Source organism: Olsenella sp. oral taxon 809 str. F0356, assembly GCF_000233535.1.
In the GTDB taxonomy this organism is placed as follows: domain Bacteria; phylum Actinomycetota; class Coriobacteriia; order Coriobacteriales; family Atopobiaceae; genus Olsenella_I; species Olsenella_I phocaeensis.
This window is the reverse complement of the sequence record NZ_JH376563.1, coordinates 1139747-1162700: the sequence shown is the minus strand read 5'-3', so window position 1 is coordinate 1162700 and position 22954 is coordinate 1139747. Positions and strand designations below refer to the sequence as shown.

Below are 22954 nucleotides of genomic sequence, written 5' to 3'. Positions count from 1 at the left end.
TACGTCCTGAAATTTGATGTAAAACGCAAAAACTAGAACGTAAAAACGATTGATGCAACACTTTTAAGGACGTCAGCCACCGAGAGGACCGTGTCTCACGCTGCCCAAAGGGGTCAGGAAAGCCCCAGGTGGACCATCTTCACCATACCCAGCAGATCCGAGACGCGCATGCTCAGCTTGGTCGAGAGCCTGAGACCCACCTTGCTGACGTGGCAGTAGAAGTTCTCCTCCGCCAGGACGGTCACGTTGCCGCCCACCTTGGAAGCCAGCTCGCGAGCCGAGTCGACGTAGAAGAACATTCGGGCATCCTCGTGCCCGACCGTCTTCATGTACTTCTTTCGCATCATGAACATGCCGGACTTGCTCACGGCGTCGAAAAGAAGCTGAATGTCGCCTTTGCCCTGAAGCATGCGAATCAGGCCCAGAACCTGCTCCTCCTCGAAGTAGTAGAACAGCCCGCTCGCCGTGACCAAGAGCGGCGCACCGGAATGCTCCCTCCTGACCCGCTCGAGCCAGTCCTCCTCGAACGCACCGCCTGCTATGTAGTGCTCGCGACCAGTCTCGGGCAGAATCGTCCTGCGGTAGTCGATGACGTGAGGCAGGTCCACCCCATACCACGGGGCATGACCGTCGTCGTCGCGATAGTAGGTCGTCTCGAGACCGCAACCGAGCTGCACGATTACGCCCTCGGGCCTGTCCGCAAGGAAGTCGGCGATGAAACGGTCCATGTTCGCTGAGCGCACTGCAGAAGCCAGGTATGTGTACTGCGTCTGGGAGTCGTTCTCCACGACCTCCCGAGGAAGATGCGCCTTCAGCCCCAACGCCTTCCTGTCGTAGAGAATCGACCTGTGGTTCTCGCTTGCGTAGATTCTGCCGAGCATGGGAACGTAGAGGGTGTCCTCCAACACGCCGAGCTGCCTGTCCGCCATGTTCCCGGCACCTCTCTTCCCCACCGTTTTTGCCCTGCGCACATTCTAGATCTGGAATGCGCGCTCTGCAGCAAATTCGCAGCTCAGAGGTGAGAGGCGTACATTCCAGATTTAGAATGCGCACCTCCCGCCCACTTGTCCCCTTGATCGGCAGCCATTACCAGAAGCTTGCCACCGTGGTAGCGCCCGAGAAGCTCAGGAATCCCGTATCTTCCTTATGTTGCGATTCATCAGGTGCCTCCCGAGGTGCCTGTACGCGAAGGCCTTGATTCCCGAGATCTCCTGCCGATGGTCCTGCAGCAGCTCGTCCGGAGAGTCAAACACCCCGAAGTCCTGGACGATGCCCTCGCTCTGTATGTACGTGTCGTTCCTGTCGAAGTCGACGGTCGGGTGCCGGAAGTCCCTCACCGCAACACCGTAGCCGCAGAAGGGGCCGGTGCAGCCCGCGAATCGCTCCTGCAACCCGGACAGGTACTCCCGGTCCAGGATGAAGCCCTCGAGCTCGTACCATCTGCCCTCGAAGTGCACCTCGACCCAGCTGTGCAGTATGTGCTGGGGCGCCCTCCTGTAGACGAAGCCACTCATCGCCCCCTTCTGCAGCTTCTTGTCGATGGCAAAGCCATGTATCCGACAGGGAATGCCACAGGCGCGCAGCAGGGCCATGAGGAGGGTGCCCTTCGTGTTGCACTGGCCGTATCCGTCCTCGAGGACCCTGGACGCCGGGATGCCATCGTCCACGTTGTATCCAAACGCGACGTCGTCCCTCACGAAGTCATAGATGGCCTTGAGGCGGTCGAACTCGCCGAGCTCCCTCCAGCCCCTGACCTCTATCAGTCCCTGGATGGACGGGTTCGAGTAGTCCAGCATCGCCGTCTCCTGCAGATACCGACTCGTCACGCGCATTCACCTCCCTGCCCGAGCGGGGACGAACCCTTCCGGACGGCAAGCGCGCAGGCGACCAGCACGGCCGGGAAGACGACCCCCGCGAGCACCCCCGTCCGCAGGTCGTTGCCGAAGTGCTGGGACACATTGCCGACGAGCGACGGTCCCACGGAGCCGCCCAGGTCTCCCGCCAGGGCGAGCAGGGCGAACATGGCCGTCCCTCCCCTGGGCATGGCCCTCGACGAGATGCTGATGGACCCCGGCCACATGATGCCGACCGAGAAGCCGCACAGCGCACAGCCGACCAGGCCGAGGAGAGGAACGCTGGACAGCCCCGCCAGCAGGTAGCAGGCAAGGCACAGGACCCCGGAGCCAACCATGAACACGGTCAGGTCGACCTTCTCGCCAAACCTGCCGTAGAGGGCCCGCGAGAGACCCATCAGGAGGGCAAAGCCGCAGGGACCCGCGAGGTCACCCACCGTCTTGGTCACGCCCAGGGCGGACTCGGCGAACGCGGACGCCCACTGGGCCATCGATATCTCGGACGCCCCGGCGCAGACCATGAGCACGACGAAGAGCCAGAAGGCCCTGTTGCCCAGGAGCTGCCTCACTCCCATGCCCTCCCCGTCCTCGACCAGGGTCTCCATGGGGCAGGTCGCGAAGTTGTAGACGTTAGCCAACGGGACGACCGCCAGGATCGCCGCCAGGATTCTCCAACACTCGATGCCAAAGAGGGCGAAGAAGGCCGTGGAACCCAGAATGACCGCGGCGGACCCCCAGCAGTAGAAGGAGTGGAGGGTGCTCATCACCATGTCCTTGTTCTCGAAGGGGCAGGTCTCGATGATGGGGCTCGCCAGCACCTCGGTGAGGCCTGACCCGACGGCGTAGACCGCGACGCAGAGCAGGATCCCGATAAGGTGAGACGGCATCAGGTCCGGAACGACGGCAAGTCCCAGGAGCCCCAATCCGCTCAGCAGCTCGGCAGCGATGACGCAGGGACGGTACCCCACCCGGTCCACCACCTTGGCGCACAGGAGGTCCGTCACCAGCTGCAGGAGGAAGAAGGCGGTCGAGATCAGCGCGAGCTGCGAAAGCCCGATCCCGTACGTCCTATGGAAGGTCACGTAGAGGAGGGGTGCGAAGTTGGCGCAGATGGCCTGGGTTACGAAGCCCAGGTAGCATGCCAGGAGCGTTCGTCCGTATGTCTTCCTTGGTGGCATGGGTCCCTCTCCCCCGAAGCTGCGCAGCCATTATTCCCCTACAGCCACTTCCTTATATCGCCCACACGGGCACCGCCTCGACGCGCTCGGTCAAGAGGTAGGGCTCCCGTGCCTGGCAGACAACGTGGCCGAATCCCACCTCGTAGTCGGGCAGCCCCTCAAGACAGGAGAAGTTCTTCGCTGCGTCCCTCTTGACGAGTGCGCCTGTCTTTACCTCGACGGGGTGCAACGTGCGGCCGTCCTGGATGACCAGGTCGATCTCTCTCTTTCTGGAGTCTCGATAGAACCAAATGTCGTGCATGTTAGCGCCTGCATTCATGTGACTCTTCAGAATCTCGGACACCACGAAGGTCTCGAAGACGTGACCCGCCACAGCTCCGTAGCGTAGCTGGTCGGGTGTTGTCCAACGAGTGAGGTGGCACACGAGCCCTGTGTCCATGAAGAAGATCTTCGGCGCCTTCGTGAGCCTCTTCTCTATGTTGGGGAAGAATGGCTCGACGACACGCACGATGCCGGACGCCTGCAACACGGAGAGCCACGCCTTGACCGTCTTGTGATCCACGTCGATGGCATTCCCTATGTCGGTCGTGCTCAGGAGCTGTGCGGAGCGCGCCGCACAGGCGACCATGAAGCCATAGAACTTTGCCTCGTCCTTGACCTTAATGAGGTCCCGCACGTCGCGCTCCAGATATGCCCTCACGTAGTCGGTGTAGAAGGCGTCCCAGTCGATCGAGGGATCCTGCAGCTCCGGCATGCTGCCGCGATGGATGTGATACCACAGGTCGAAGCCCTCGGGCACCGTGACGTCCTCTATCTTGCGCATGGAGGGAACGTACTTGTGCGGGGTGTCGGCAGCACCCACAAGCTCGCGCAGCGAGAGCGGTGGCATCTCGATGATCCTGATGCGACCGGCCAGTGACTCGCTCACGCCCCTCATGAGGTGGTATGTCTGGGAGCCGGTAAGAACGATTCGGCCCCTCTGGTCCGACTGGTCGACTATCCATTTGACCGTGGAGAACAGCTCTGGCGCGCGCTGCACCTCATCGATGATGAGAGGCAGGGAGCGCGTTTCGAAGAACAGCACCGCATCGGTCTTTGCCTGTGCGTATGCGGCAGGGTCCTCCATGGTGACGTAGTCGAAGGCGCTGCCCAGATGATGCTTGAGGACCGTGGTCTTGCCCACCTGCCGGGCGCCCGTGACCAGCACGACCTTGCCCTGTGTGAGCATGGCATCGATGGTCTTCTCGACTTCCCTGGATATGTACATGATATGGCCCCCTTCGTTGGGGTCCATTTTCTTATGTGCTCAATTTGCTGTCAAATTTGGGAATGGTATTCCCAAATTTCTCAGGTGAGACCTGATCATCGCCAGGCGGCTACCGGTGGCAACCTCACGGGAGAGATGGCGATGCCACCCCCGGCCGCGCTCGTCACGCGTGTCGTGCGACGATCGGAAGCTCCACGGTGCAGCTGCACCCGCCCCGCTCGTCGTTCGCGAAGCCCGCCCGCCCGCCATGGGCCGCGGCGATGCGCCGCACGATGACGAGCCCCAGCCCGTGCTCGGGCAGCTCGTCTCCCGGGCGGTGCCTGAGCGTGGAGAGCGTCTCTGCGCCAAAGCCGCGTCCGTCGTCGCTCACGGTGAGCACGCAGCGTCGTCCGAGCGCCGTCCCGAGCAGCCCGCCGCGCACGTCGAGCGACACCCTCACGTGGCAGCCCTGCGGGTTGTGGCGGATGCTGTTGCCCACGAGGTTCGTCACCATACGCCTCAGCAGAGCCTCGCTGCCCCGCAGGCAGGCGTCCTCGGCCGCCGGGGACACGTCAAGCTCCAGCTCGCAGCCACCCGCTCCCCCGTCCAGGAAGCCTGCCACCACCAGGCGCAGGACCGCCGCAAGGTGCACCTCGCGGGCGTCGACCGGTTCCATGGCGTAGCGCAGGCGGTTCACCGTGTTGAGGTCAGAGAGCAGCTCCGCCGTCTCGCGGGACTTTGCCACAATGCGCTCTGCCCGCGCCCGGTCGGGCCCGTCGAGCCGCTGGCTCCCCGCCAGCTCGCTCGCGTCCGTGACGACCACCGCAAGGGGCGTCCGCACGTCGTGCGAGACCGCCGCCACCCACTCGTTGCGGGCGTTGTCGCGCTGCCTCCACGACCGGCGGGCAAACAGGCGTGCGAGCACGACGAGCACGACGAGGTCGGCAAGGAAGACCACCGGCAGGAGCAGGGCGGTGGCACCGAGAGACTCGATGCTCGAGCTCACGGAGTACTTCCAGACGGAGCCCTTCGGCGCGCCCACCACCACGAGCCCACCTCCGTGCCGCCAGCAGGACACGGGATAGTCGCTCAGGTACCAGCGCGAGAAGGACGCGACGTCCGCCAGCGCGTACGAGGCGGGCACGTCCGCCGGGACGTCGAGGCCCCAGGCCACCTGGCCGCCCGCGTCGATGAGCAGGGCCCAGCAGCCGTGGTCGCGCAGCGCCTGCGTGACGTCCGCCGAGAGCGCGTAGCTCCCGTCCTGCCCCGTGAGCGCCCGGGACACCTCCTCCGCCTCCGGACCTACGCCCTTGGCGTCCGCGAAGTCGGACGCGACGAGGGAGAGGCCCATGATCAGGACGTTGACCGCCAGGATGGCCGCGGCACCGACGACGCAGGACGCGACGATGCCCAGGCCACCCCGCACGCGTGCGTGTGCCAGCCCCCTCACCTCGAGCCCCCACCCAAGAGGCGATAGCCCAGGCCACGCACCGTGACGACCCAACGCGGATGGGAGGGGTCGTCCTCCACCTTCTCTCGCAGGCGGCGCACGAGGATCGCGAGGGCGTTGGCATAGCCGAACTCGTCGCCGTAGACGCTGCGGCACAGCTCGTCGGTCGTCACGATGGCGCCGCGACTCTCGAAGAGGCGCTTGGCCAGCGCGTGCTCCTTGGCCGTGAGGGTCGCCGTCACGACGCCGGCGCGTCGCACCTCTCCCGTGGCAAGGTCCACCTCCGCCTCCCCCAGCGCGACCGAGGGCAGCACGTCCTGCAGACGATAGCTGCGCCGCAGGACGGCCGCCAAGCGCAGCAGCAGCTCGGCCGGCAGGAAGGGCTTGGTCACGTAGTCGTCGGCCCCCAGCCCCAGGCCCCGCAGGCGGCTGGCGTCCTCGTCGCGCGCGGAGAGGAACAGCGCCGGCGCGTCGCTCGTCTCGCGGAGCCGGCGCAGCAGGTCGAAGCCGTTGCCGTCGGGCAGCATCACGTCGAGCAGGAACAGCTGGGGCGCCCAGGTGCTGGCGGTCGGCAGGGCCTCGGCGACCGTTCCCGCACCGCGCGCGTCGCGATAGCCCTCGTGCGCGAGCATCGCGAGCAGCTGCTCGCGCAGGGTGGGGTCGTCCTCCACCACAAGCACCCGTGCCTCATGGATGTCACGCATGTCTCTACCTCCCGTTTTCTCGCATTCTATCCCAGCGGAGGGGCCCCTCCGCGCCATGCCCGCCGTCCCGCCCAAAAACGAAAGGCCCGCGAAAGCTTGGGGACAGCGGCGCGAAAGCGGCGCCGCCTAGCCTTTGTCTTGCGACGCGGGAGGAAATCGGGCCCACGAGAGGGTCCGTCCCACGTAAAGACGCGGCTCTCGCATCGCGCGGAGCACAGCCGAGAAGGGAGAGAAGATGGCCGAACTGGCAATCGCCACGAGCGGGCTCACCAAGTCGTATGGCGGCGTGCGCGTCGTGGACAACGTCAAGCTCAGGGTGCCGGAGGGGTCGGTGTACGGGTTCCTCGGGCCCAACGGGGCCGGGAAGTCCACCACCATGAAGATGATCCTGGGCCTCGTGCGCCCCACGGACGGCAGGGTGGACGTGCTGGGCGAGCACATGGAGAGAAAGAGCCGCCTGGAGGTCCTCGCGCACGTGGGCTCGCTCATCGAGAGCCCGAGCTGCTACAGGCACCTCACGGCCCGCGAGAACCTCGACGTCGTCCGCAGGCTCAAGGGGCTCCCCGCCTCCGCGATCGACGAGGCCCTCGAGACGGTGGGCCTGGCCAACACGGGAAAGAAGCTCGCGGGCCAGTTCTCGCTGGGCATGAAGCAGCGTCTGGGACTCGCGGCCGCATTGCTCGGCAACCCCCGGCTCGTGCTGCTCGACGAACCCACCAACGGCCTCGACCCCGAGGGCATCCACGAGATGCGCGCGCTCGTGCGAGCGCTGCCCCAGACGCACGGCACCACGGTCCTGGTCTCGAGCCATCTGCTCGCGGAGGTCGAGCAGATGGCCGACCATCTGGGCATCATCAGCCGGGGCCAGATGGTGTGGCAGGGCCCCCTCGAGAGGCTGCGCGCACGCGCCCGGCGACAGCTTGCCTTCCGCACGACCGATGACGCACGCGCTGCCGCACTGTTGGGGGCCAGCGCACAGGACGGCTGGCTGCTCGCGCCCTTCGCCGGGGACGAGGCGGTGGCACACTCCTCCCTCGCGCTCGCGCGCGCCGGCATCGGCGTCGTGCGGATCGAGGAGCGCAGCGAGAGCATCGAGGACCTCTTCCTCGCGCTCACCGAGGGACGGGGGCTGTGATGAGGGCTCTCTCGCTCGAGTTCGCGAAGCTCAGGCGCAAGAACGTGTGGCTCATCTGCCTGGGCGTCGCCGCGCTCTGCCTCATGTGGGTGGCGACCGACGCCGCACGCGCCGCCCAGGGAGCGCCGGACGGGACGGCATCCATGCTCTACACGGCCCCTCTCATAAACGCCATCGTCCTGACCCTGTTCGCGGCAGTCGTCTCGTCGCGCCTGTGCGAGACCGACCACGAGGCCCAGGCCCTGAAGGAGCTCCTGTGCGTGCAACGCCCCGGCTCGCTCTTCGCCGCGAAGCTCGCCTGCAGCCTCGTGCTCATCACGGCCACGGTCGTGCTGGAGACCGCAGGACTCGCCATGTTGGCATCGTACAAGGGCTTCGCCGACCAGCTGGGAATCGCAGGGCTCGCGGCCTTCGCCGCCTGCCAGATTGGCCCCACCTTCACGGTGGCCGCCGTCGTGCAGGCCGTCGCCCTGCGCTGGGAGAACCAGTTCGCCTCGCTTGCGCTGGGCCTCTCCCTCTCGCTCGCGGGCCTGTTCAGCCTCTTCTTCCCACCCGCCGTCCAACGCCTCGTACCCAGCGGCTACTTTGGCCTGCTCTCGTGCGTGCGCATGGACTGGGACAGCGTCACGCATGTGACGTCCTTCTACACCGTGCCCTTCGCCTGGGGGGACGCGGCCCTGCTTGCCGCCATCTGCGCCGCGGTAATCGCCGTCTCCGCCGCCTGGTTCTCGAGAAAGGAGCTCTAGCATGAGGACGCAACCCCTGCGCGCGGAGGTCGACAAGCTGCGCCGCGCGCCCATCTGGATCGCCTACGCGGTGCTGCCCCTCATCGCGGCGACGATAGGCACCTTCAACTACCAGCAGAACCTGGGGGTGCTCACACCCGGCTGGGAGAACCTCTGGGCGCAGCACACCCTCTTCGAGCTCTGCTTCTTCCTGCCCGCGCTCATGGGCGCGGGCTGCTCGTGGCTCATGGGGCTCGAGCATGCGGGGAGCAACTGGAATCAGGTGCTCGCGAGCCCCGCCGCCACGTGGCGCGTCGTCGTCGCGAAGCTCGTGGTGGGCGCGGGCATGCTGGGCGTCGCGCTCGCCGTGACGGGGGCGTTGTTCGTGGCCTGCGGCAAGGCGGTGGGAATCGCGGGTCTCCCGTCTGCCAACTACGTCGTTTACCTGCTGCTCTCATGGATGGGTGGCGTGGCGGTCGTGGCGGTGCAGCTGCTCGTGTCATCGCTCGTGCGCAGCTTCGCGGCCCCCGTGGGAGTGGCGCTCGGCGGCGCCGTCATGGGCCTCCTGCTCACGGCCAAGGGCTGGGGCCTGTGGTGGCCCTGGGCGCTCATGCAGCTGGCGTCGAACAGCAACGGGAGCGGCGCCCTCTCGCCCGCCGAGCTCGCGAGCTTCGTGGCGGCGAGCGTCCTCTTCTCCGCCGCGGCAACCGCTGCCTGCGCCTGGGTGGTCTCGCGCGCCGCGGCTGTGTCGGAATAGGCACAGGAGATTGGCGAGCGCATCCAAAAAAACGAATCACGCAGAGAAAGGACCGGACCAATGACAAAGAGAATCGTGGTCATCGTGGCGAGCCTGCTCGTGGTGGGAGCCTTGGTCGCAAGCTTCTACCTGGCGAACACCGACAACGCCTCCACCTGGTACGTCCGGGTGGACGACGCGGTGGCGCAGGACAAGAGCGACGAGGGCGGAGAGCTCTGGGAGTACGCGCTCGACGCCTATGATGCCACGGGTTCGCACCGCCTGCTCAGCTTCACCGCAGGCAAGCGGCTCAGGGACGGCGCGTACCTCAAGGTCGGCTACCTGCCCGTACGCGAGGTGGTCTCGTGGGAGGAGGTCCAGCCGGAGCAGCTGCCGCAGCCGGCACGCGACCTCTTGGGCTGACTTCCCGATCTCCGCAGATTTTGAACCGAGCTAATTCGACGTATCCGCAGATTTTTGAATGACAAAGCCGCGGCGGGAGAAGGGCGGCCCTAAGCTGGCGCCGAGCCATCCTCGAGGTCGGACGCCCACTCATCACTCGTGAGCCTGCTCACATGGCCCTTGCGAACCTCGTGCATGAGCGGGACGTCGACCTCATCGGTCGTCCGCTGGTACCGGAAGCCGCACTTCTCCTGTACGCGTCGCGACCTGTCGTTCCCATCGTAGTAGCTAGCCCATACGCATCGCATGCCAAGGTCCTCGAAGGCGCGCCGTAGGACCTCGCGGACGGCCTCCGGCATGAGGCCCCGCCCCCAGTACGGCTTGCCGATCCAGTAGCCCAGCTCGCACTCGTCGTCTCGTTCCGTTAAGTCGGTGCTGCCCTTAAACTTCAGCGAGATGGAGCCTATCGCGCGGCCCGTGTCCTTGAGACAGGCCGCGTAGGTCTCCGGCACCCTGAGAACGCCACGTATCACCCGCAGGCTCTCCTCGACGCTCGCATGCGCGGGCCAGCCCGCGATGGGACCGACGTCGGGGTCCCTGGCGCACTCGTAGAGGTCCGCGGCATCCCCGTCTTCCCAGCGCCGCAGCACGAGCCTGTTCGTCTCCATGGGAATCCCCTCGTCCGTCCCGGCCAGCATTCCATGGACCACTACATCATATGACGCGCCCCAGGCGTCCAGCTCCCCATTGCTACGACTTCCCCAGAACCCGGAGCCCGTCCAAGGTCCGGAGCCTATCGCCGGTCCCTGCGGTAGCAGGTGGGCGTGCAGCCGGTGGCCGCCTTGAACGCCTCCGAGAAGGCTCCCTGGTTGGAGTAGCCGACGAACCGGGCGACCTGACGCACGCTGAGGCTGGTGTTGGCCAGCAGCCCTCGGGCATGTTCCATGCGCACCTCTCGCACGCATTCCTGTGGCGTCCTGCCAGTCACCTTCTTGAGCGTCGAAATCAAGCTGGGCTCGCTGACGTGGAACGCCTGGCTCAGCGACCGGGTCGACAGGTCCTTCGCCACGTTCGACTTGGCATAGGCCAGGATGGCCGCACAAAGCTGCTCTGACGGAGCCGACGAGGCCTGAGGCCCACGCGGGCAGCATGAGGTCTCGCTCACGAGCAATGCGAAGCACTCGATCACCTTGGCGCGATAGTACGCGGGCTCCATGAGCCTGCACAGGCGTGCGTTTCCCAGCTCGCCGAGCGCCACGGTGAGGGCGGGTATGTCACGCCGGCCGTCAAGCAGCGTCACGGAATGCAGGAGCTGCGCGGGCGTGACCCGAAGAATGCGGGCGAGCCGGGGAATCGCGCTCGGCAGAAACGAGATGGAGCAGGAGCTGAACCGAGCGCCGTCCTCGATGACCTGCCGGAAGCGATGCCCCTTCCAGACATAGCCGACGAGTGACGGACTCTGCCGTTCGAGCCCCTCGAGGAAGAACATCGGCATGTCCTCCATGTAGCAGCCGAGCCCGACCATATCGGTGGAGTGCCCGTCCATGACCGCCCGCTCGCGGAGCGAGACGTTCATCGAGACCACGATGGTGTCGGAGTCTATGACGTGGTACCAGTACTCCCCCGAGCCACGCCCGGGGTCGATGATCCAGGTGTTCCCATAGGGACGGACCTGTCCGGGAGACACTAGCCCCCGTCGGATGGCCTGCGTCTGGTGGATGCCGTGGATGGTCTCGATCATGGGGTCGAACACCGCATGTATCCTGGCCAGGTTTGCCTCGTCGTCCCGCCCGGCCCCGAGGTCCATGTCGAAGCCACCATCTCCCGATGGAGACAGGTTCTGGTACCACTTGGTCGCGAATCTCGTTTCGGTGAGATGCAGGATGTTTTCGGTGCAGTTATCCACTCTTCCCATGGGTCTCTCCGTCGTGTCTTCCTTGTCTATATTCGGTTAGATGAGGCTAACATGTCAGAACGAGAAAGGAAAGGCACGTGCGGGAGGAGAACGTCCGCCACCATCGCATTGACCCACGCGTCGCATTGCTCGTCCTGCTTCCACTGAACGTGGAGGTCACCCTGTATCCCCATCTTGGGTACCAGGTGGCATCGATGGGCGTCGTCCTTCTCCTCATGCTGGCATGTCGGCAGCCCGCCTCCGCGTTGAAGTGGGCGGTCGCCTACGCGTCGGCCTTCGTCCTCGCACACCTTCCCGGCATGACGGGATGGGGATGGCTCAGTTCGCCCGCCAGCATGTTTCTCATGTTCCAGCGCGTGTTTCCCGTCGCCGCGTTCGCGGCGCTCTGCCTCGCGACCACGCATTCGGGCGAGCTCGCCTGCGCCCTCCAGAAGATGGGCTTCCCCTCCAGACTCGTGGTCTCGCTCTGCGTTGCGCTGCGCTTCGTCCCCACTCTGGCGCGCGAGTTCAGGGCGGTGGGCGAGGCAATGAGAGTCCGCGGGATGGCCTCTTCCCCACTGGCCGTGGCGGCATACCCCGCAAGAACCGTCGAGCGCCTTATGGTTCCCGTCATCGGACGGGTGGGAATCATCGCCGACGAGCTGGGAAACGCGGTGGTGGCACGAGGTGCGGACACCGCGAGGAGGCGCAGCTCGTATTACGTCCTGCGCGTACAGGCGGCCGACGTCCTGCTCCTGGTGGTCGAGTACGCCCTGTTCGCGGCCATGGTGCTCGCAAGGCTGGGGGTGGTTGCCCCATGAGCGTCGCCGTCTCGTTCGAGCGGTTCTCCTTCCGCTACGACGGTGCCGAGTCGGACGCACTCCGCGACATCGACCTGCAGGTCCACGAAGGCGAGCTCGTGGTGCTCACGGGCGAATCCGGTTGTGGAAAGACGACGTTGACCCGTGCCATGAACGGACTAATCCCGCTGGTCTACCAGGGAACCATGAGGGGGCGCGTCGCCATCGACGACAAGCCCGTCACCGAATGGACCACGAGCGATCTTGCGGCAACGGTGGGCTCGGTGTTCCAGAACCCACGCAGCCAGTTCGTGAACTCCGACGTCGAGGCGGAGCTTGCATTTGGCTGCGAGAACCAGGGTCTTCCGCGCGCGACGATCGCCGAGCGGGTGCACGAGAGCGTGAGGACGTTTGGGATAGGGCACCTGCTGCATTCCCGGGTCGAGGAGCTTTCGGGCGGACAGCGCCAGATGGTGGTCCTGGCATCCGTGTACGCCACACATCCCGACGTCTTCGTGTTGGACGAGCCGACCGCGGCGCTCGACGTGCCTTCCATGGAGCTCCTGGGCCAGACGCTCGCAAGGCTCAAAGCGATGGGCAAGACCGTCATCGTGTCCGAGCACCGTCTGTGGTGGCTCTCCGACCTTGCCGACCGCGTCGTGGTCATGCGGGACGGAGCCATTGCCGGCTCATGGTCGGCCGCCGACTTTGGCGCCCTCCCATGGGAGACCCGGTCGGGGTGGGGCCTGAGGGCATGGCGAGTCGAGGAGATGGACGCGCGGGCATCGAGCCCCACTTCTTGCGAGAAGGTCTCCGCGACATCGGTCGGCGACAGACGGGGAGAAGGTCGCGTCGCGCTGGAGACGAGGGGCCTGTGCGTGTCGTATCGCCACCGCAGAAGGGTGATAGACGACTGCGACCTGACCATCCCCGCCGGAACGGCCATCGGCCTCGTCGGGGCGAACGGCACGGGAAAGACGACGCTCGCCCGATGCCTGTGCGGCATCCAGAGGGAGGCGGCCGGCACCGTCGAGCTCGCTGGAACGGCGCTCAGACCCTCTCGGCGCGCTGGATCGATCTACCTCGTCATGCAGGAGCCGGGCTACCAGCTCTTCGAGCACACGGTTGCCCGCGAGCTCGAGGAGGCCCAGAGGCGCGGCTTCGACCGAGATGCCCCCAAGGCGTTCTCCATGGAATCGCTGATGGAGGATTTTGGCCTCGCCGAGCTCGTCCAGCGGCATCCCCTGTCCCTGTCCGGCGGGCAGGGACAGCGCGTGTCGATCGCCGCAGGACTGCTGTACGGCGCACGGGCCCTGGTCATGGACGAGCCGACCAGCGGGCTCGACTATCGCAACATGGCCGTCATCGCCAGGCAGGTCGGCCGGCTCAAGCGCCATGGCCTGCCAATCTGCGTGATCACGCACGACTACGAGTTCCTCTGCTCGGTCTGCGACGCCGTCGTCTCGCTGGACGGCGGACGTCCGTCGGCGCCGATTCCGCTCAATCCGGAAACACTCGGGCGCATAAGAAGGCTGCTCGGTTTTTCATCGGTCCACTGAGGCTTCTATCAGAAAGGAAATGGCTCATGGCTGAAAGGACGATTGGTACACAGGCAAGGGACACGGGTCGGCTCACCGCGAAGGACCTCGTGTTCTGCGCGGCGTTCGGCGTTCTGGTGTTCTTCATAACGATGGGCTTCGCCATGGTGTGCAGCTTCGACTACCGCACTTGTTGGAGCGCCCATGCGGCCTCGTCCCTGGTCACCGGCATGGCATGGATGTACATCGTCCAGCGCGTGCCCAAGCGCGGCGCCATGATTGCCATGGGCGCGATCATGGCCGCGTTCGGCTTCGTGATGGGGATGTTCTGGACGGGGCCGGCGGGGATCCTCGTTGGCTGCCTTGCCGCGGAGCTCATCCTGGGCAATCCCAAGACGCGTGGCAGGGGCAGGATCCTGGCGTCCTTCCCTGCGTTCGTCCTCCTGTTCTGGCTGGGCCACATCTCCCTGGTCTACATGATCGGTGGCGACGCGTATGTCGCCCAATGCGTCCAGGCGGGCATGGCGGAGGAATTCTCCCGGAACATGGTCGACTTCATGTACGGCCCCGGAATGGTCGTCACGTGCATCGCCACGGTCGTCTGCGCGACGCTCGGCGGTTTCATCGGCACCAAGGTGTTCGCCAAGCACTTCAGGCAGCTGGGAGTGAGGTAGCCATGACCGACATCTCGCAAGAGCATCGGGACCAGGACAGGGCGGGGCGGGCGGCGATCAAGCTGCTGGCGGCGCACATCAAGGGTCGCACCGTCCTCGCCCAGCTCTTCACGATCCTGTCCGCCCTGCTGGCATTCGTCCCCTACCTCGCCCTGGTGCGGTTGGGCGAGACGTTCATCGCCGCCCAGCAGGGCGTGCGTCCGCTCGATGCCGACCAGGTGAGCGACATCGTCATGCTGCTGGTGACGGCCTTCGTGCTCAGGCTGACGTTCTACCTGCTGTCCCTCACCATCACGCACTTCGCGGACATGAGGCTGCGCTTCGTCATCCGCCGCAAGATCGTCGAGCGCCTCAGCCGCGTCCCTCTCGCCTGGTTTGGCAGGACGGGATCGGGCAGGATACGCAACGCCGTCCAAGACGACACCAAGACCGTCCATACCGTGATCGCCCACGCACCGGTGGACATGCTCAACGGCATCCTGACTCCCCTGGTGCTCCTGGCGTTCATGTTCGTCATGAACTGGCGCCTGGCCCTTGTCGGGATCGCAACCCTCCCGTTCTACTTCGTGCTGTACGGCTCCTCCATGAAGGACATGGGGCCCAAGACGGCCGAGATGAACAACAACCTCGCAAACGTCTCGGCAACCATGGTGGAGCTCGTCTCAGGAATCAAGGTCATCAAGGCGTTCGGCAAGAGCGGTGAGTCCTACCGCAACTACGCCGAAGCCGCGCGGGCGTTCGCGGACTCGTACTGGGAATGGTGCGCCCCGATGATCGGTCGCTGTGCCGTCGCCGCCGAGTTCGTCTCCATCCCGGTACTGCTGCTGGTGAACCTGGGAGGAGGGGCGCTGCTCCATGCGATGGGGCTCGCGACGCTGCCCCAGATCATCGCATGCACCCTGATCGCCCTGGTCCTTCCGAATGCCATGATGAGCGTCGCGAACATCACCTGGTCGTACCAGCTGGCCGGCTCTGCGGCCGTCAGGCTGGTCGAGCTGATGGACACGCCGCCGCTCGAGGAGCCGGAGCATCCCCATGAGCCCGACGGAAGGCCCCGGGTCGTCATCAGGGACGTCTCGTACTCCTATGGCGAGACCCAGGCGCTCAGAGGCGTCGACCTCACGCTCGAGCCAGGAACGGTGACCGCGCTCATCGGCCCCTCCGGGTCGGGGAAGTCGACGCTGGCGACGCTGATCGCCCGATTCGACGACCCCTCCCAGGGCTCCATAGAGCTCGGCGGCGTTGACCTGCGATCCCTTTCGCCAGACGTGCTGTATCGCAACGTATCGTTCGTGCTGCAGGATGCGATGCTGCTCAATGCGAGCATCGCGCGCAACGTCTCCCTCCCAAGGCCAGAGGCGAGCCTGGAGCAGATACGGGACGCTGCCAGGGCCGCCCAGATAGACGACTTCGTCATGTCGCTTCCCAAGGGCTATGACAGCGTCATCGGCACCGACTGCGAGCTTTCGGGCGGAGAGGCGCAGCGCCTGTCCATCGCACGCGCGATCCTCGCAGATGCGCCGGTCCTGGTCATGGACGAGGCCACGGCCTTCGCCGACCCCGACTCGGAGGTCGAGATACAGCGGGCCCTCGGCGGCCTGGTCGAGGGGCGCACGGTCCTGGTGATCGCCCATCGCCTGAACTCCGTGGTAGGAGCCCATCAGATAGCCGTCATGAAAGAGGGCAGGATCGCGGCCTTGGGCACGCACGAGACCCTGCTCGACAACGACCACTACCGGGCGCTGCTGGCTCAGGGCGGGTTCGTCCCGACTTCCAGCGCGAAAGAGGGGCAGGTGGATTGCCATGAGTAGAAACCGGAGCCTTCTGCGCCGATTCCGCCGGTACATGACCGACGCCGATGCCGCCATGAACAGACGTGGCACGGTGGCCTACGCTGCGGCAGGCGTCTTCACGGGACTGGCATTGTGCACGATGATGCCGGCGGCGATAGCCCTCCAGACGGCGAAGGCGCAGTGGGGCCTCGGCTTCGCGGCATGGATGATCGTCCTAGCGGCGCTGGCGGCCCTCTCCTGCGTCCTCGACTACCAGGGCTGCAAGCTCGGATACACCGCCGGCCTGGGGTACATGCGCATGCTGCAGAGGCACATCGGCACAAAGGTCGCCTCCCTGCCCCTGGGCTGGTTCTCGGCGTCGAGCGCCGGCAGGCTGAGCCGCATCGTCACGCAGGAGATGATGTCGAGCGGACAGGCGGTCGCCTACTTCATCGGCCAGCTCGTCCGCAACCTGTGCGCCTGCGTGGTGTTCGGCCTGGGCACCTGGGCGTGGAACTGGCGGCTCGGCCTCATGGCGAGCATCGCGATTCCCGTGCTCTTCATCCTGCTCAAGCTCGGACAGAAGTGCATAGAGAACTGCTACGCGGACGAGACTCCCGCAGAGGAGGCCCTCGCCTCCCGAATCGTCGAGTTCGCCCAGTGCCAGGGTGCGCTGCGCGCCTGCCATGCGGGGCCAGGCTACAGGGAGCTCGCCGACAGCTTTGTCGAGGCGCAACGCAAGTCCGTACGTGGGCTCTGGTGGGGCGTGCTGGGCAACCTGGTCTCGGGAATGGGACAGCAGACGCTGGTGTTCGCCATGATTCTGCTGGGAAGCTCCCTGTGCGTGAGCGGCATCGCCACCCCACTCGAGGCGGTCGTCATCATAGGGGTTGCCCTGCGCTTCTCTACCATGGTGTCGGACGTCTCGGCGGCGCTCTTCGGCTTGGAGGAGCGACGCCAGACCTTGGACGGCATCGACGAGGTCATGGACGCTCCCGAGATGCCGACGCCTGCCGTCCCCGGCACCTTCCCCCACGACGCGAGCGTCAGCGCCGATCACGTCACGTTCTCGTACGTGCCGGGCAAGCCGGTGCTCCGCGACGTATGCTTCTCGGTTCCACCATCGGGCATGCTCGCCATCGTGGGACCCTCGGGCTGCGGCAAGACCACGGTCATAAAGCTCATCGCCCGCTTCTATGACACGGCAGCCGGCGCCATGCGCGTCGGCGGCGTCGACGTGCGAGACCTCACCACGGAGGAGCTGTTCAAGAACGTCTCCTTCGTCTTCCAGGACGTGTACCTGTTCAATGACACGCTGCGCAACAACGTCCTTCTGGCGCGGCCGGACGCGAGCGATGACGAGCTCGAGAGGGTCGCCGACCTGGCGGGCGTGACCGAGATCGTCAAGCGCCTGCCCGAGGGATGGGACACCCTCTGCGGCGAGGGCGGCCGTGCGCTCTCGGGAGGCGAGCGCCAGCGCGTGTCGATTGCCCGCGCGCTGCTGAAGCAGGCTCCCATCGTCCTCTTTGACGAGGCGACGTCGGCGCTCGATGCCGAAAACGAGGCGAACATCGTCCGGTCGATCGAGGTGCTTCGCAGGTCCTCCACGGTGATCGCCGTCGCCCACAAGCTCGAGACCATCAAGATGGCCGACCGAATCGTCGTGCTGAACGCCCGGGGAACCGTGGAGGAGTCGGGGACTCATGACGAGCTTCTCGAACGAGACGGTGCCTATGCGGACTTCTGGAACAAGCGCATCCTAAGCGCCCGATGGAAGCTAGTCTGACGACCTGCGCACATGCGTCCGCCCTGCAACGGGCCCGGGCACCCAAGGGTGTCCGGGCCCGCATCACGAGCGTCAGGCTGGCGTACGCCCGCCCAGGGGGGCTACTCTCCCCTGAGAGCCTTGCCCATCGCGTCGGTCGCGACAATGGCGTCGTGCAACTCGTCGGGGGTGACGTCGCCGGCGAGGTTATGGATGGTCTCGCCCGGCACGCAGGCCGCCTCGGCGATCTTCCAGATCTGCTCGTCGGTGGTCACGCCCAGCTCGGCCAGGGTCGTGGGCAGACCGACCTCGAGGCAGTAGTCCTGGACGTCCACGAACTCCTCCTCGGGAACGCCCTCGAGCACCAGCTGGACCAGCGTGCCGAAGGCGACGCAGTTGCCGTGGGGCGCGCTGTGGCCGCCCAGCGAGGTCAGGCCGTTGTAGAAGGAGTGGGCCGCGGCGCAGTTAACGTTGTCGGCGCCCACGCCGGAGAGGTACACGCAGGCCTCGACGACGTTCTCGAAGGCAGGGGTGACCACGTGGTTCTGGCAGGCAACGATGGCCTGGGAGCTGTAGTCGCGCAGGGTCTCGTAGCAGAGCTTGGCCAGCGCCATGCCCGCGCGGGTGATGCCGGTGCCCTCGAGGCTCGGGGACTCGGTGCGGATGGACGCGCGGCCCTCGAAGTAGGTGCCCAGGGCGTCGCCCATGCCCGCCACGAGGAAGTGCACGGGTGCGTCGGCGATGACCTGGGTGTCGACCATGACAGCGGCGGGGTTCTCGGGATAGAAGAGGTACTTGTCGAAGCTGCCGTCGTCGTTGTAGATGACGGAGAGGCCGGTGCAGGGCGCATCGGTCGCGGCGACGGTCGGGATGATGACGACCTTCTTGCCGGAGTAGTAGGCGGTCGCCTTGGCGGTGTCGACTGCGGAGCCGCCGCCGACGGCAACCACGGCGTCGATGTTGTCTGCCTCGACGATCGCCTGCATCTTGGCGATCTCGCCCTTGCTGGAGATGCCGCCGAAGACCTCGTAGCGACGGTAGTCGTCGGCGTCGCCGAAGCTCTGCTCGATCTTGTCGTGGCAGGCCTTGTAGCCGCTGTTGGAGCACACGAACAGCCAGCGCTTGCCCATGTAGCCCATCTCCTCCTGGAACTTCAGGAGGGCACCCTTGCCCTGGACGTACTTCAGAGGCTCACGCATCGCACGCAGACGCTTCATGACAATCCTCGATTCAGTCATGGCGGATGATGTCGCCGACGCCGTCCGGCGGCTGGCAGCAATACATGTTAGGGCAACAATTGCGGGCGACTTGCCGCGTTCGGCAACTTTATGCCCCGGATTTATTCACTGGCTTGGACAAGGGGACCTCGTCTGCCTGGCGGAGTCCCCTAGAGGCGTGCGGCGTAGCTCGCGATTGCCGCCCTGACCTTCTCCACCTGGTCCTCCTTCACGACGTCCAGGTAGGCCGGCGTCACGGAGGCGAGGTAGGCCGCGTCGAAGGTTCCCGCGTCCTGGCGGGCGAAGCCCTCCTCCATCAGGCGCTCGGCATCGTCGCGCCTCTCATCCTTGACCATGCCCATCACAAAGTCGTGGAACATCTTCTGCGGCATGTTCATGCGCGTCCTCCTTGGGGCCAGTCCTCTCGCTTGCCTGCGGGCATCCATTCTCGCCCAAAGCCTCGTGTCAACAAATGCCATCCGGCAAGTTCACGTCAAAGCCCGAGCGCTTGGACGGATTGGACTGCTCCGCCGTCATGCAGGCTTTGCCGAGGCTATGCCTCCAGCGCCTGAAGCAGGGAAAGCAGTCGGTCCGGGCTGGCGCAGGGCACCACCGCGTTCTGGATCAGCGCCTTGTCCTCTGTGACGAGGTAGCTCGCGTGAATGCGCTGAGCTGCGGCCATGATGAGGTCATCCTCGAAATCAGGGTGCACCACCTGCAACTTGTCTGCATACCAGCAGTCAGATGCGTCGAGCCCCACCGGCATCGCGAGCTGACGCATGTTCCTGACGCACGCCCATGCCGCATTCGTTGCCGCGAGCGCCGCAGATTCCGTGAGCCCGCCGTCCGCCCTGCGAGAGCAAATCTTGAACTCGGTCTTCAGCAGGTAGAAGATGTCTGCTGCTGACGAGATGGAGAAGTACAGCTCCAGCTCGCGCTCGAGGGCAAAGGTAATGAAGTCTCGCGCCGCGTCATGACCAGGACGACTGCCCAGGTAGTTGTTAATCCAAACGTTGGTGTCAAGGAGGAGCCTGCTGGGTCGCTGCATTATTCCGACACCTTTGGCGCATCCGCATCCGGGCCGGCAGCATGGCCTAGCCGCTCCCACGCCGCTCGTTCGCGTAGCTCCTCAAGCGGGGTCGCATCAGAGAGGCAGAGCTCAACCGCCCTGGCAGAGAGGCCCGAATTGCGAACGATGTCCCATCCTTCGTGGAGCGCCGCGAGCCGGTCAGTCACACCGGGAGAAGCACTTCCCTCCGCCTTGGGAGGCAGGAGACTCGCACCAGAAAGAACCTCTGCCAGCAGCTCCGGTTCCTCCTCATGTCTCACGGCGAGCTCCCACAGGCCTCGGACCGCCTTGGTTGGCGTGAGACCAGCCTTCATGAGGACCTTGTCCCCTCGCTCCTTCAGCGAGGCGTCAATGCGAGTGTTCATCTGGACCACCATGACGTCCACCTTCACACCTCACCTCACACTGTGACAAATGCTCGTATAGCAAAGATAGCATATGTATAGCGCAGGAGCTCTGGTCGAGGAGTCAAGAACAACTGAGGAACAGGGCCCGCAAGGTCGCACGCCGGACATGCCCACGCGGATGTGACCACGGCGAACGTGCATGCGCAGGCGGCTCGAACTTCACCCATCGCGGCGCGACTACACCGTGATCTCTATCTGGTTACCCTCGAAGTTACCGCATCCCGCGATGTCAACAGGCCGGGGAACCGCCGGTCCGTGCCCGCGCGACGCCCGGACAGACCCAGAGCGCCCGGCATCGTCGACCGCATAAACGAGTTTGGAAATCTTCCGCGCTTGCACTAGGCTTCTGTTTTGTTAGCCAAGGCATACACGCAGAGGGGAACCCATGAGGTACGTCTACATCGCCGTCGGATGCGTCACGCTCGCCCTGGGGACGCTGGGGGTCGCCCTGCCCATCCTGCCGAGCGTACCGTTCTTCCTCGTGACCCTCTACTGCTTCTCGCGCAGCTCGCAGAGGTTGCACGACTGGTTCGTGGGCACGGGCTTCTACCAGAAGAACCTCCGGAGCTACGTGCAGGAGAGGGGCATGAAGCGGGCCGCCAAGCTGCGCGTCATGGCGATGGTCACGCTGCTCATGGGCATCGGCTTCGTCATGATGCACTCGCTCTGGGCCCGCGTGGTCCTGGGCGTCGTCTGGATGGGGCACGTCGTCTACTTCATGGGAGTGGTCAGGAGCCTGCCCGAGGAGTAGGTGGAGCTGGCCCCGCCACTCCTCCGGGCGGGGTCGCAGGCAAGGGCGTCGTTCAGAACTCGCCCGAGATTTCAAGATCGTGCGCTCTCAGGCGAGTTCTGAACGATTCGGTTCCGACGTGGTCGCCAGTCAACGCGACCAGGACCCTCTCCCCTGCCCGCCTCCCCTACCGCAGCCTCCCCACGAACACCAGGTACGAGTACAGGTACAGCCAGGCCGTGCCTCCCAGGATCAGCGCGACGAAGAGGCCAACGAGCAGCTCGCCGCCAAGCGCTCCCGCGAACAGAGCCAACGCGAGCATCGCCGCGCCCCACACCACGCTGACGATGCCGCCCATGCGCTGGGTGCGGTCCCAGTTGTGCTCGTCCGCCAGTGCCCAGGGGGTCTTCACACCGAAGGTGTAGTTCTGGCGCACGCGCGGCATGTAGTTGCCCAGGGCAATGAGCAGGACGCCCAGTCCCGCGAAGGTCAGGCTCCCGACCAGGCCACTCCCCTCGGGGATGAGACCGAAGACCGTCGCCTCGGTGACCCAGCTGAACGCCATCATGTACAGGCTGAACCCGCAGACGAAGCCGCGCCACACGCCCCAGGAACGCTCGTAGCCCTCCCGACGTGGGTCGATGGACGGAATCACGCGGAACAGCAGCAGGAACAGGAACGGCAGCGCCGCCAGTATGAGCGCCATGTACCTCGGTCCATAGCCGTTGACCTCGCCGGATGCTCCCCAGTGCGTGGGGACCAGCTCCGGAAGGCTGGGATACGCCAGCAGGTGCGCCACGAAGTTGACGAGCGCGACTGCGGCCAGCACATAGATGAAGCGCCGCGAATGCCTCTTGACCGCCATTGCGACCTACCTCTCTCCAAACGAGTAGAACCACTCCATGACCTCTTGCAGCACAGTCATGTTGAGGTGATAGACGATGCTCTGGCCCTGGCGCTCCGAGCTCACCAGGCCCGCCGAGCGCAGGATGCCCAGATGGTTGCTGATCGAGGGCTTCGAGATGTCGAACTGCTCGGCGATCTGCCCCGCGCTGAGGTCCCCCGCGCGCAGGAGCTCGAGGATGCGCCGTCGCGTCGGGTCCGAGAGCGCCTTGAATGCCTCCCCCGCCATCCGCTTCTACCTCCTCGTTTTAATATTTAGCCAAATGACTAATTACTGGACGAGAGTATGCACGCGACGCGGCCCGAAGTCAAGCGGGAACGCAAGTCGCACGAGGGCGTGAATGGCACGAATGCGTAAGTGGCACGAAAAGGCGTTGCGGCGTCCTGGAACTCCTGGGAACATCGTCGTCTGGGCAGACGAGAATCAATGCGTACGCACTAAATTCAGCTCTTCTCGCCTGAATTGATGCGAACGCACAAAATCTATTAGCTTTCGTTATAATTGATGCGAGCGCATTCGAGAGGAGCGACGATGCCAGAGACGCGTGTCACCAACGCAAGGGACCTCGGCGCCCTCATAAGGTCCACGCGCAAGGAGCAGGGCTTCACCCAGGCCGAGCTCGCCGAGGGCTCGGGCGTGGGAATCACCTTCGTCTCGAAGCTCGAGCGCGGCAAGGGCAGCTCGGAGTTCGACAAGGTGACCCAAGTCGCCCGCATGCTCGGCATCGACCTGTTCGCGCGGACGAGGGGGTAAGT

At 65.3% G+C, this 22954-nt stretch carries 25 protein-coding genes; 11 read left to right on the top strand and 14 right to left on the bottom strand.

Annotated elements, in window-relative coordinates:
- Positions 1-113: 113 nt before the first annotated feature.
- The 6 genes from HMPREF1008_RS05280 to HMPREF1008_RS05255 form a co-directional block, all read right to left on the bottom strand.
- Entirely contained in the window at positions 114-929 is an 816-nt protein-coding gene (locus HMPREF1008_RS05280; protein ID WP_009278821.1) for a class I SAM-dependent methyltransferase, read from the bottom strand.
- A 195-nt stretch (positions 930-1124) separates the two neighbouring features.
- Positions 1125-1796, bottom strand: coding sequence for a transglutaminase family protein (locus tag HMPREF1008_RS05275; protein ID WP_009278820.1), 672 nt, complete (start codon positions 1794-1796; stop codon positions 1125-1127).
- Positions 1797-1822: 26 nt separating this feature from the next.
- Positions 1823-3031, bottom strand: a complete 1209-nt coding sequence (locus tag HMPREF1008_RS05270) for a sugar MFS transporter (RefSeq protein ID WP_009278819.1) — start codon at positions 3029-3031, stop codon at positions 1823-1825.
- Positions 3032-3083: 52 nt separating this feature from the next.
- Complete coding sequence (locus HMPREF1008_RS05265) at positions 3084-4298, bottom strand: ATP-binding protein (RefSeq protein ID WP_009278818.1); 1215 nt, start codon at positions 4296-4298, stop codon at positions 3084-3086.
- A 163-nt stretch (positions 4299-4461) separates the two neighbouring features.
- Complete coding sequence (locus HMPREF1008_RS05260) at positions 4462-5727, bottom strand: sensor histidine kinase KdpD (RefSeq protein WP_009278817.1); 1266 nt, start codon at positions 5725-5727, stop codon at positions 4462-4464.
- Positions 5724-6431 (bottom strand): response regulator transcription factor, encoded by a 708-nt coding sequence (locus tag HMPREF1008_RS05255; protein ID WP_009278816.1) that lies wholly within the window; start codon positions 6429-6431, stop codon positions 5724-5726. Before HMPREF1008_RS05255 ends, HMPREF1008_RS05260 begins: the two co-directional genes overlap by 4 nt.
- 235 nt (positions 6432-6666) lie before the next feature.
- Between HMPREF1008_RS05255 and HMPREF1008_RS05250 the strand changes: the two genes are divergently transcribed.
- From HMPREF1008_RS05250 to HMPREF1008_RS05235, 4 genes are read left to right on the top strand one after another with little or no spacing between them, the layout of a single operon-like run.
- On the top strand, positions 6667-7566 hold the full coding sequence (locus tag HMPREF1008_RS05250; RefSeq protein WP_009278815.1) for an ABC transporter ATP-binding protein: 900 nt from the start codon (positions 6667-6669) through the stop codon (positions 7564-7566).
- Positions 7566-8312 (top strand): ABC transporter permease, encoded by a 747-nt coding sequence (locus HMPREF1008_RS05245; RefSeq protein WP_009278814.1) that lies wholly within the window; start codon positions 7566-7568, stop codon positions 8310-8312. The genes HMPREF1008_RS05250 and HMPREF1008_RS05245 overlap by 1 nt, the downstream gene beginning before the upstream one ends.
- Before the next feature lies 1 nt (position 8313).
- The gene (locus tag HMPREF1008_RS05240) at positions 8314-9048 is read left to right on the top strand and encodes an ABC transporter permease (protein ID WP_009278813.1); all 735 of its coding nucleotides are present in this window, start codon (positions 8314-8316) and stop codon (positions 9046-9048) included.
- 60 nt (positions 9049-9108) lie between these two features.
- Positions 9109-9450 carry a YxeA family protein gene (locus HMPREF1008_RS05235; RefSeq protein ID WP_009278812.1) on the top strand — a complete coding sequence of 114 codons (342 nt, stop codon included), beginning with the start codon at positions 9109-9111 and terminating at the stop codon, positions 9448-9450.
- Positions 9451-9539: 89 nt separating this feature from the next.
- On the opposite strand, the gene HMPREF1008_RS05230 is transcribed toward HMPREF1008_RS05235, so the two are convergent.
- Together HMPREF1008_RS05230 and HMPREF1008_RS05225 are read right to left on the bottom strand one after the other, a co-directional pair.
- Positions 9540-10097 (bottom strand): GNAT family N-acetyltransferase, encoded by a 558-nt coding sequence (locus HMPREF1008_RS05230; RefSeq protein ID WP_009278811.1) that lies wholly within the window; start codon positions 10095-10097, stop codon positions 9540-9542.
- Between the two features lie 125 nt (positions 10098-10222).
- Positions 10223-11344: an AraC family transcriptional regulator gene (locus HMPREF1008_RS05225; protein ID WP_009278810.1), complete on the bottom strand. Its 1122-nt coding sequence runs from the start codon at positions 11342-11344 to the stop codon at positions 10223-10225.
- Positions 11345-11421: 77 nt separating this feature from the next.
- On the opposite strand from HMPREF1008_RS05225, the gene HMPREF1008_RS05220 reads away from it, so the two are divergent.
- From HMPREF1008_RS05220 to HMPREF1008_RS05200, 5 genes are read left to right on the top strand one after another with little or no spacing between them, the layout of a single operon-like run.
- On the top strand, positions 11422-12144 hold the full coding sequence (locus HMPREF1008_RS05220; RefSeq protein WP_009278809.1) for an energy-coupling factor transporter transmembrane protein EcfT: 723 nt from the start codon (positions 11422-11424) through the stop codon (positions 12142-12144).
- Positions 12141-13682 carry an ABC transporter ATP-binding protein gene (locus HMPREF1008_RS05215; protein WP_009278808.1) on the top strand — a complete coding sequence of 514 codons (1542 nt, stop codon included), beginning with the start codon at positions 12141-12143 and terminating at the stop codon, positions 13680-13682. Before HMPREF1008_RS05220 ends, HMPREF1008_RS05215 begins: the two co-directional genes overlap by 4 nt.
- A gap of 26 nt (positions 13683-13708) precedes the next feature.
- Positions 13709-14335: an MptD family putative ECF transporter S component gene (locus tag HMPREF1008_RS05210; protein ID WP_009278807.1), complete on the top strand. Its 627-nt coding sequence runs from the start codon at positions 13709-13711 to the stop codon at positions 14333-14335.
- Between the two features lie 2 nt (positions 14336-14337).
- Entirely contained in the window at positions 14338-16146 is a 1809-nt protein-coding gene (locus tag HMPREF1008_RS05205) for an ABC transporter ATP-binding protein (protein ID WP_009278806.1), read from the top strand.
- The gene (locus HMPREF1008_RS05200) at positions 16139-17893 is read left to right on the top strand and encodes an ABC transporter ATP-binding protein (protein ID WP_009278805.1); all 1755 of its coding nucleotides are present in this window, start codon (positions 16139-16141) and stop codon (positions 17891-17893) included. The genes HMPREF1008_RS05205 and HMPREF1008_RS05200 overlap by 8 nt, the downstream gene beginning before the upstream one ends.
- A 101-nt stretch (positions 17894-17994) precedes the next feature.
- Here HMPREF1008_RS05200 and HMPREF1008_RS05195 read toward each other — a convergent pair whose 3' ends face one another.
- From HMPREF1008_RS05195 to HMPREF1008_RS09865, 4 genes are all read right to left on the bottom strand, one after another.
- Positions 17995-19089 (bottom strand): glycerol dehydrogenase, encoded by a 1095-nt coding sequence (locus HMPREF1008_RS05195; RefSeq protein WP_009278804.1) that lies wholly within the window; start codon positions 19087-19089, stop codon positions 17995-17997.
- Positions 19090-19259: 170 nt separating this feature from the next.
- The gene (locus HMPREF1008_RS05190; protein WP_009278803.1) at positions 19260-19487 is read right to left on the bottom strand and encodes a hypothetical protein; all 228 of its coding nucleotides are present in this window, start codon (positions 19485-19487) and stop codon (positions 19260-19262) included.
- A gap of 155 nt (positions 19488-19642) precedes the next feature.
- Positions 19643-20137, bottom strand: a complete 495-nt coding sequence (locus HMPREF1008_RS05185) for a PIN domain-containing protein (protein WP_009278802.1) — start codon at positions 20135-20137, stop codon at positions 19643-19645.
- A complete protein-coding gene (locus HMPREF1008_RS09865; RefSeq protein WP_156797602.1) occupies positions 20137-20550 on the bottom strand; it encodes a hypothetical protein in 414 nt (137 codons plus the stop codon). The genes HMPREF1008_RS05185 and HMPREF1008_RS09865 overlap by 1 nt, the downstream gene beginning before the upstream one ends.
- A 400-nt stretch (positions 20551-20950) precedes the next feature.
- Between HMPREF1008_RS09865 and HMPREF1008_RS05175 the strand changes: the two genes are divergently transcribed.
- Positions 20951-21316, top strand: coding sequence for a YbaN family protein (locus HMPREF1008_RS05175; protein ID WP_009278800.1), 366 nt, complete (start codon positions 20951-20953; stop codon positions 21314-21316).
- 166 nt (positions 21317-21482) lie between these two features.
- On the opposite strand, the gene HMPREF1008_RS05170 is transcribed toward HMPREF1008_RS05175, so the two are convergent.
- Positions 21483-22160, bottom strand: a complete 678-nt coding sequence (locus tag HMPREF1008_RS05170) for an SdpI family protein (protein WP_009278799.1) — start codon at positions 22158-22160, stop codon at positions 21483-21485.
- A 6-nt stretch (positions 22161-22166) separates the two neighbouring features.
- The gene (locus HMPREF1008_RS05165; RefSeq protein ID WP_009278798.1) at positions 22167-22427 is read right to left on the bottom strand and encodes an autorepressor SdpR family transcription factor; all 261 of its coding nucleotides are present in this window, start codon (positions 22425-22427) and stop codon (positions 22167-22169) included.
- A gap of 303 nt (positions 22428-22730) precedes the next feature.
- Here HMPREF1008_RS05165 and HMPREF1008_RS05160 point away from each other — a divergent pair, with 303 nt between their 5' ends.
- The gene (locus tag HMPREF1008_RS05160; protein ID WP_009278797.1) at positions 22731-22952 is read left to right on the top strand and encodes a helix-turn-helix transcriptional regulator; all 222 of its coding nucleotides are present in this window, start codon (positions 22731-22733) and stop codon (positions 22950-22952) included.
- Positions 22953-22954 lie beyond the last annotated feature (2 nt).

What these genes read in the sequence shown, in the direction of transcription:
- HMPREF1008_RS05280 (WP_009278821.1), bottom strand. Translation starts at nt 929, where the DNA reads ATGGCGGACAGGCAGCTCGGCGTGTTGGAGGACACCCTCTACGTTCCC.
- HMPREF1008_RS05275 (WP_009278820.1), bottom strand. Translation starts at nt 1,796, where the DNA reads ATGCTGGACTACTCGAACCCGTCCATCCAGGGACTGATAGAGGTCAGG.
- HMPREF1008_RS05270 (WP_009278819.1), bottom strand. Translation starts at nt 3,031, where the DNA reads ATGCCACCAAGGAAGACATACGGACGAACGCTCCTGGCATGCTACCTG.
- HMPREF1008_RS05265 (WP_009278818.1), bottom strand. Translation starts at nt 4,298, where the DNA reads ATGTACATATCCAGGGAAGTCGAGAAGACCATCGATGCCATGCTCACA.
- HMPREF1008_RS05255 (WP_009278816.1), bottom strand. Translation starts at nt 6,431, where the DNA reads ATGCGTGACATCCATGAGGCACGGGTGCTTGTGGTGGAGGACGACCCC.
- HMPREF1008_RS05250 (WP_009278815.1), top strand. Translation starts at nt 6,667, where the DNA reads ATGGCCGAACTGGCAATCGCCACGAGCGGGCTCACCAAGTCGTATGGC.
- HMPREF1008_RS05245 (WP_009278814.1), top strand. Translation starts at nt 7,566, where the DNA reads ATGAGGGCTCTCTCGCTCGAGTTCGCGAAGCTCAGGCGCAAGAACGTG.
- HMPREF1008_RS05240 (WP_009278813.1), top strand. Translation starts at nt 8,314, where the DNA reads ATGAGGACGCAACCCCTGCGCGCGGAGGTCGACAAGCTGCGCCGCGCG.
- HMPREF1008_RS05235 (WP_009278812.1), top strand. Translation starts at nt 9,109, where the DNA reads ATGACAAAGAGAATCGTGGTCATCGTGGCGAGCCTGCTCGTGGTGGGA.
- HMPREF1008_RS05230 (WP_009278811.1), bottom strand. Translation starts at nt 10,097, where the DNA reads ATGGAGACGAACAGGCTCGTGCTGCGGCGCTGGGAAGACGGGGATGCC.
- HMPREF1008_RS05225 (WP_009278810.1), bottom strand. Translation starts at nt 11,344, where the DNA reads ATGGGAAGAGTGGATAACTGCACCGAAAACATCCTGCATCTCACCGAA.
- HMPREF1008_RS05215 (WP_009278808.1), top strand. Translation starts at nt 12,141, where the DNA reads ATGAGCGTCGCCGTCTCGTTCGAGCGGTTCTCCTTCCGCTACGACGGT.
- HMPREF1008_RS05210 (WP_009278807.1), top strand. Translation starts at nt 13,709, where the DNA reads ATGGCTGAAAGGACGATTGGTACACAGGCAAGGGACACGGGTCGGCTC.
- HMPREF1008_RS05205 (WP_009278806.1), top strand. Translation starts at nt 14,338, where the DNA reads ATGACCGACATCTCGCAAGAGCATCGGGACCAGGACAGGGCGGGGCGG.
- HMPREF1008_RS05200 (WP_009278805.1), top strand. Translation starts at nt 16,139, where the DNA reads ATGAGTAGAAACCGGAGCCTTCTGCGCCGATTCCGCCGGTACATGACC.
- HMPREF1008_RS05195 (WP_009278804.1), bottom strand. Translation starts at nt 19,089, where the DNA reads ATGAAGCGTCTGCGTGCGATGCGTGAGCCTCTGAAGTACGTCCAGGGC.
- HMPREF1008_RS05190 (WP_009278803.1), bottom strand. Translation starts at nt 19,487, where the DNA reads ATGAACATGCCGCAGAAGATGTTCCACGACTTTGTGATGGGCATGGTC.
- HMPREF1008_RS05185 (WP_009278802.1), bottom strand. Translation starts at nt 20,137, where the DNA reads ATGCAGCGACCCAGCAGGCTCCTCCTTGACACCAACGTTTGGATTAAC.
- HMPREF1008_RS05175 (WP_009278800.1), top strand. Translation starts at nt 20,951, where the DNA reads ATGAGGTACGTCTACATCGCCGTCGGATGCGTCACGCTCGCCCTGGGG.
- HMPREF1008_RS05170 (WP_009278799.1), bottom strand. Translation starts at nt 22,160, where the DNA reads ATGGCGGTCAAGAGGCATTCGCGGCGCTTCATCTATGTGCTGGCCGCA.
- HMPREF1008_RS05165 (WP_009278798.1), bottom strand. Translation starts at nt 22,427, where the DNA reads ATGGCGGGGGAGGCATTCAAGGCGCTCTCGGACCCGACGCGACGGCGC.
- HMPREF1008_RS05160 (WP_009278797.1), top strand. Translation starts at nt 22,731, where the DNA reads ATGCCAGAGACGCGTGTCACCAACGCAAGGGACCTCGGCGCCCTCATA.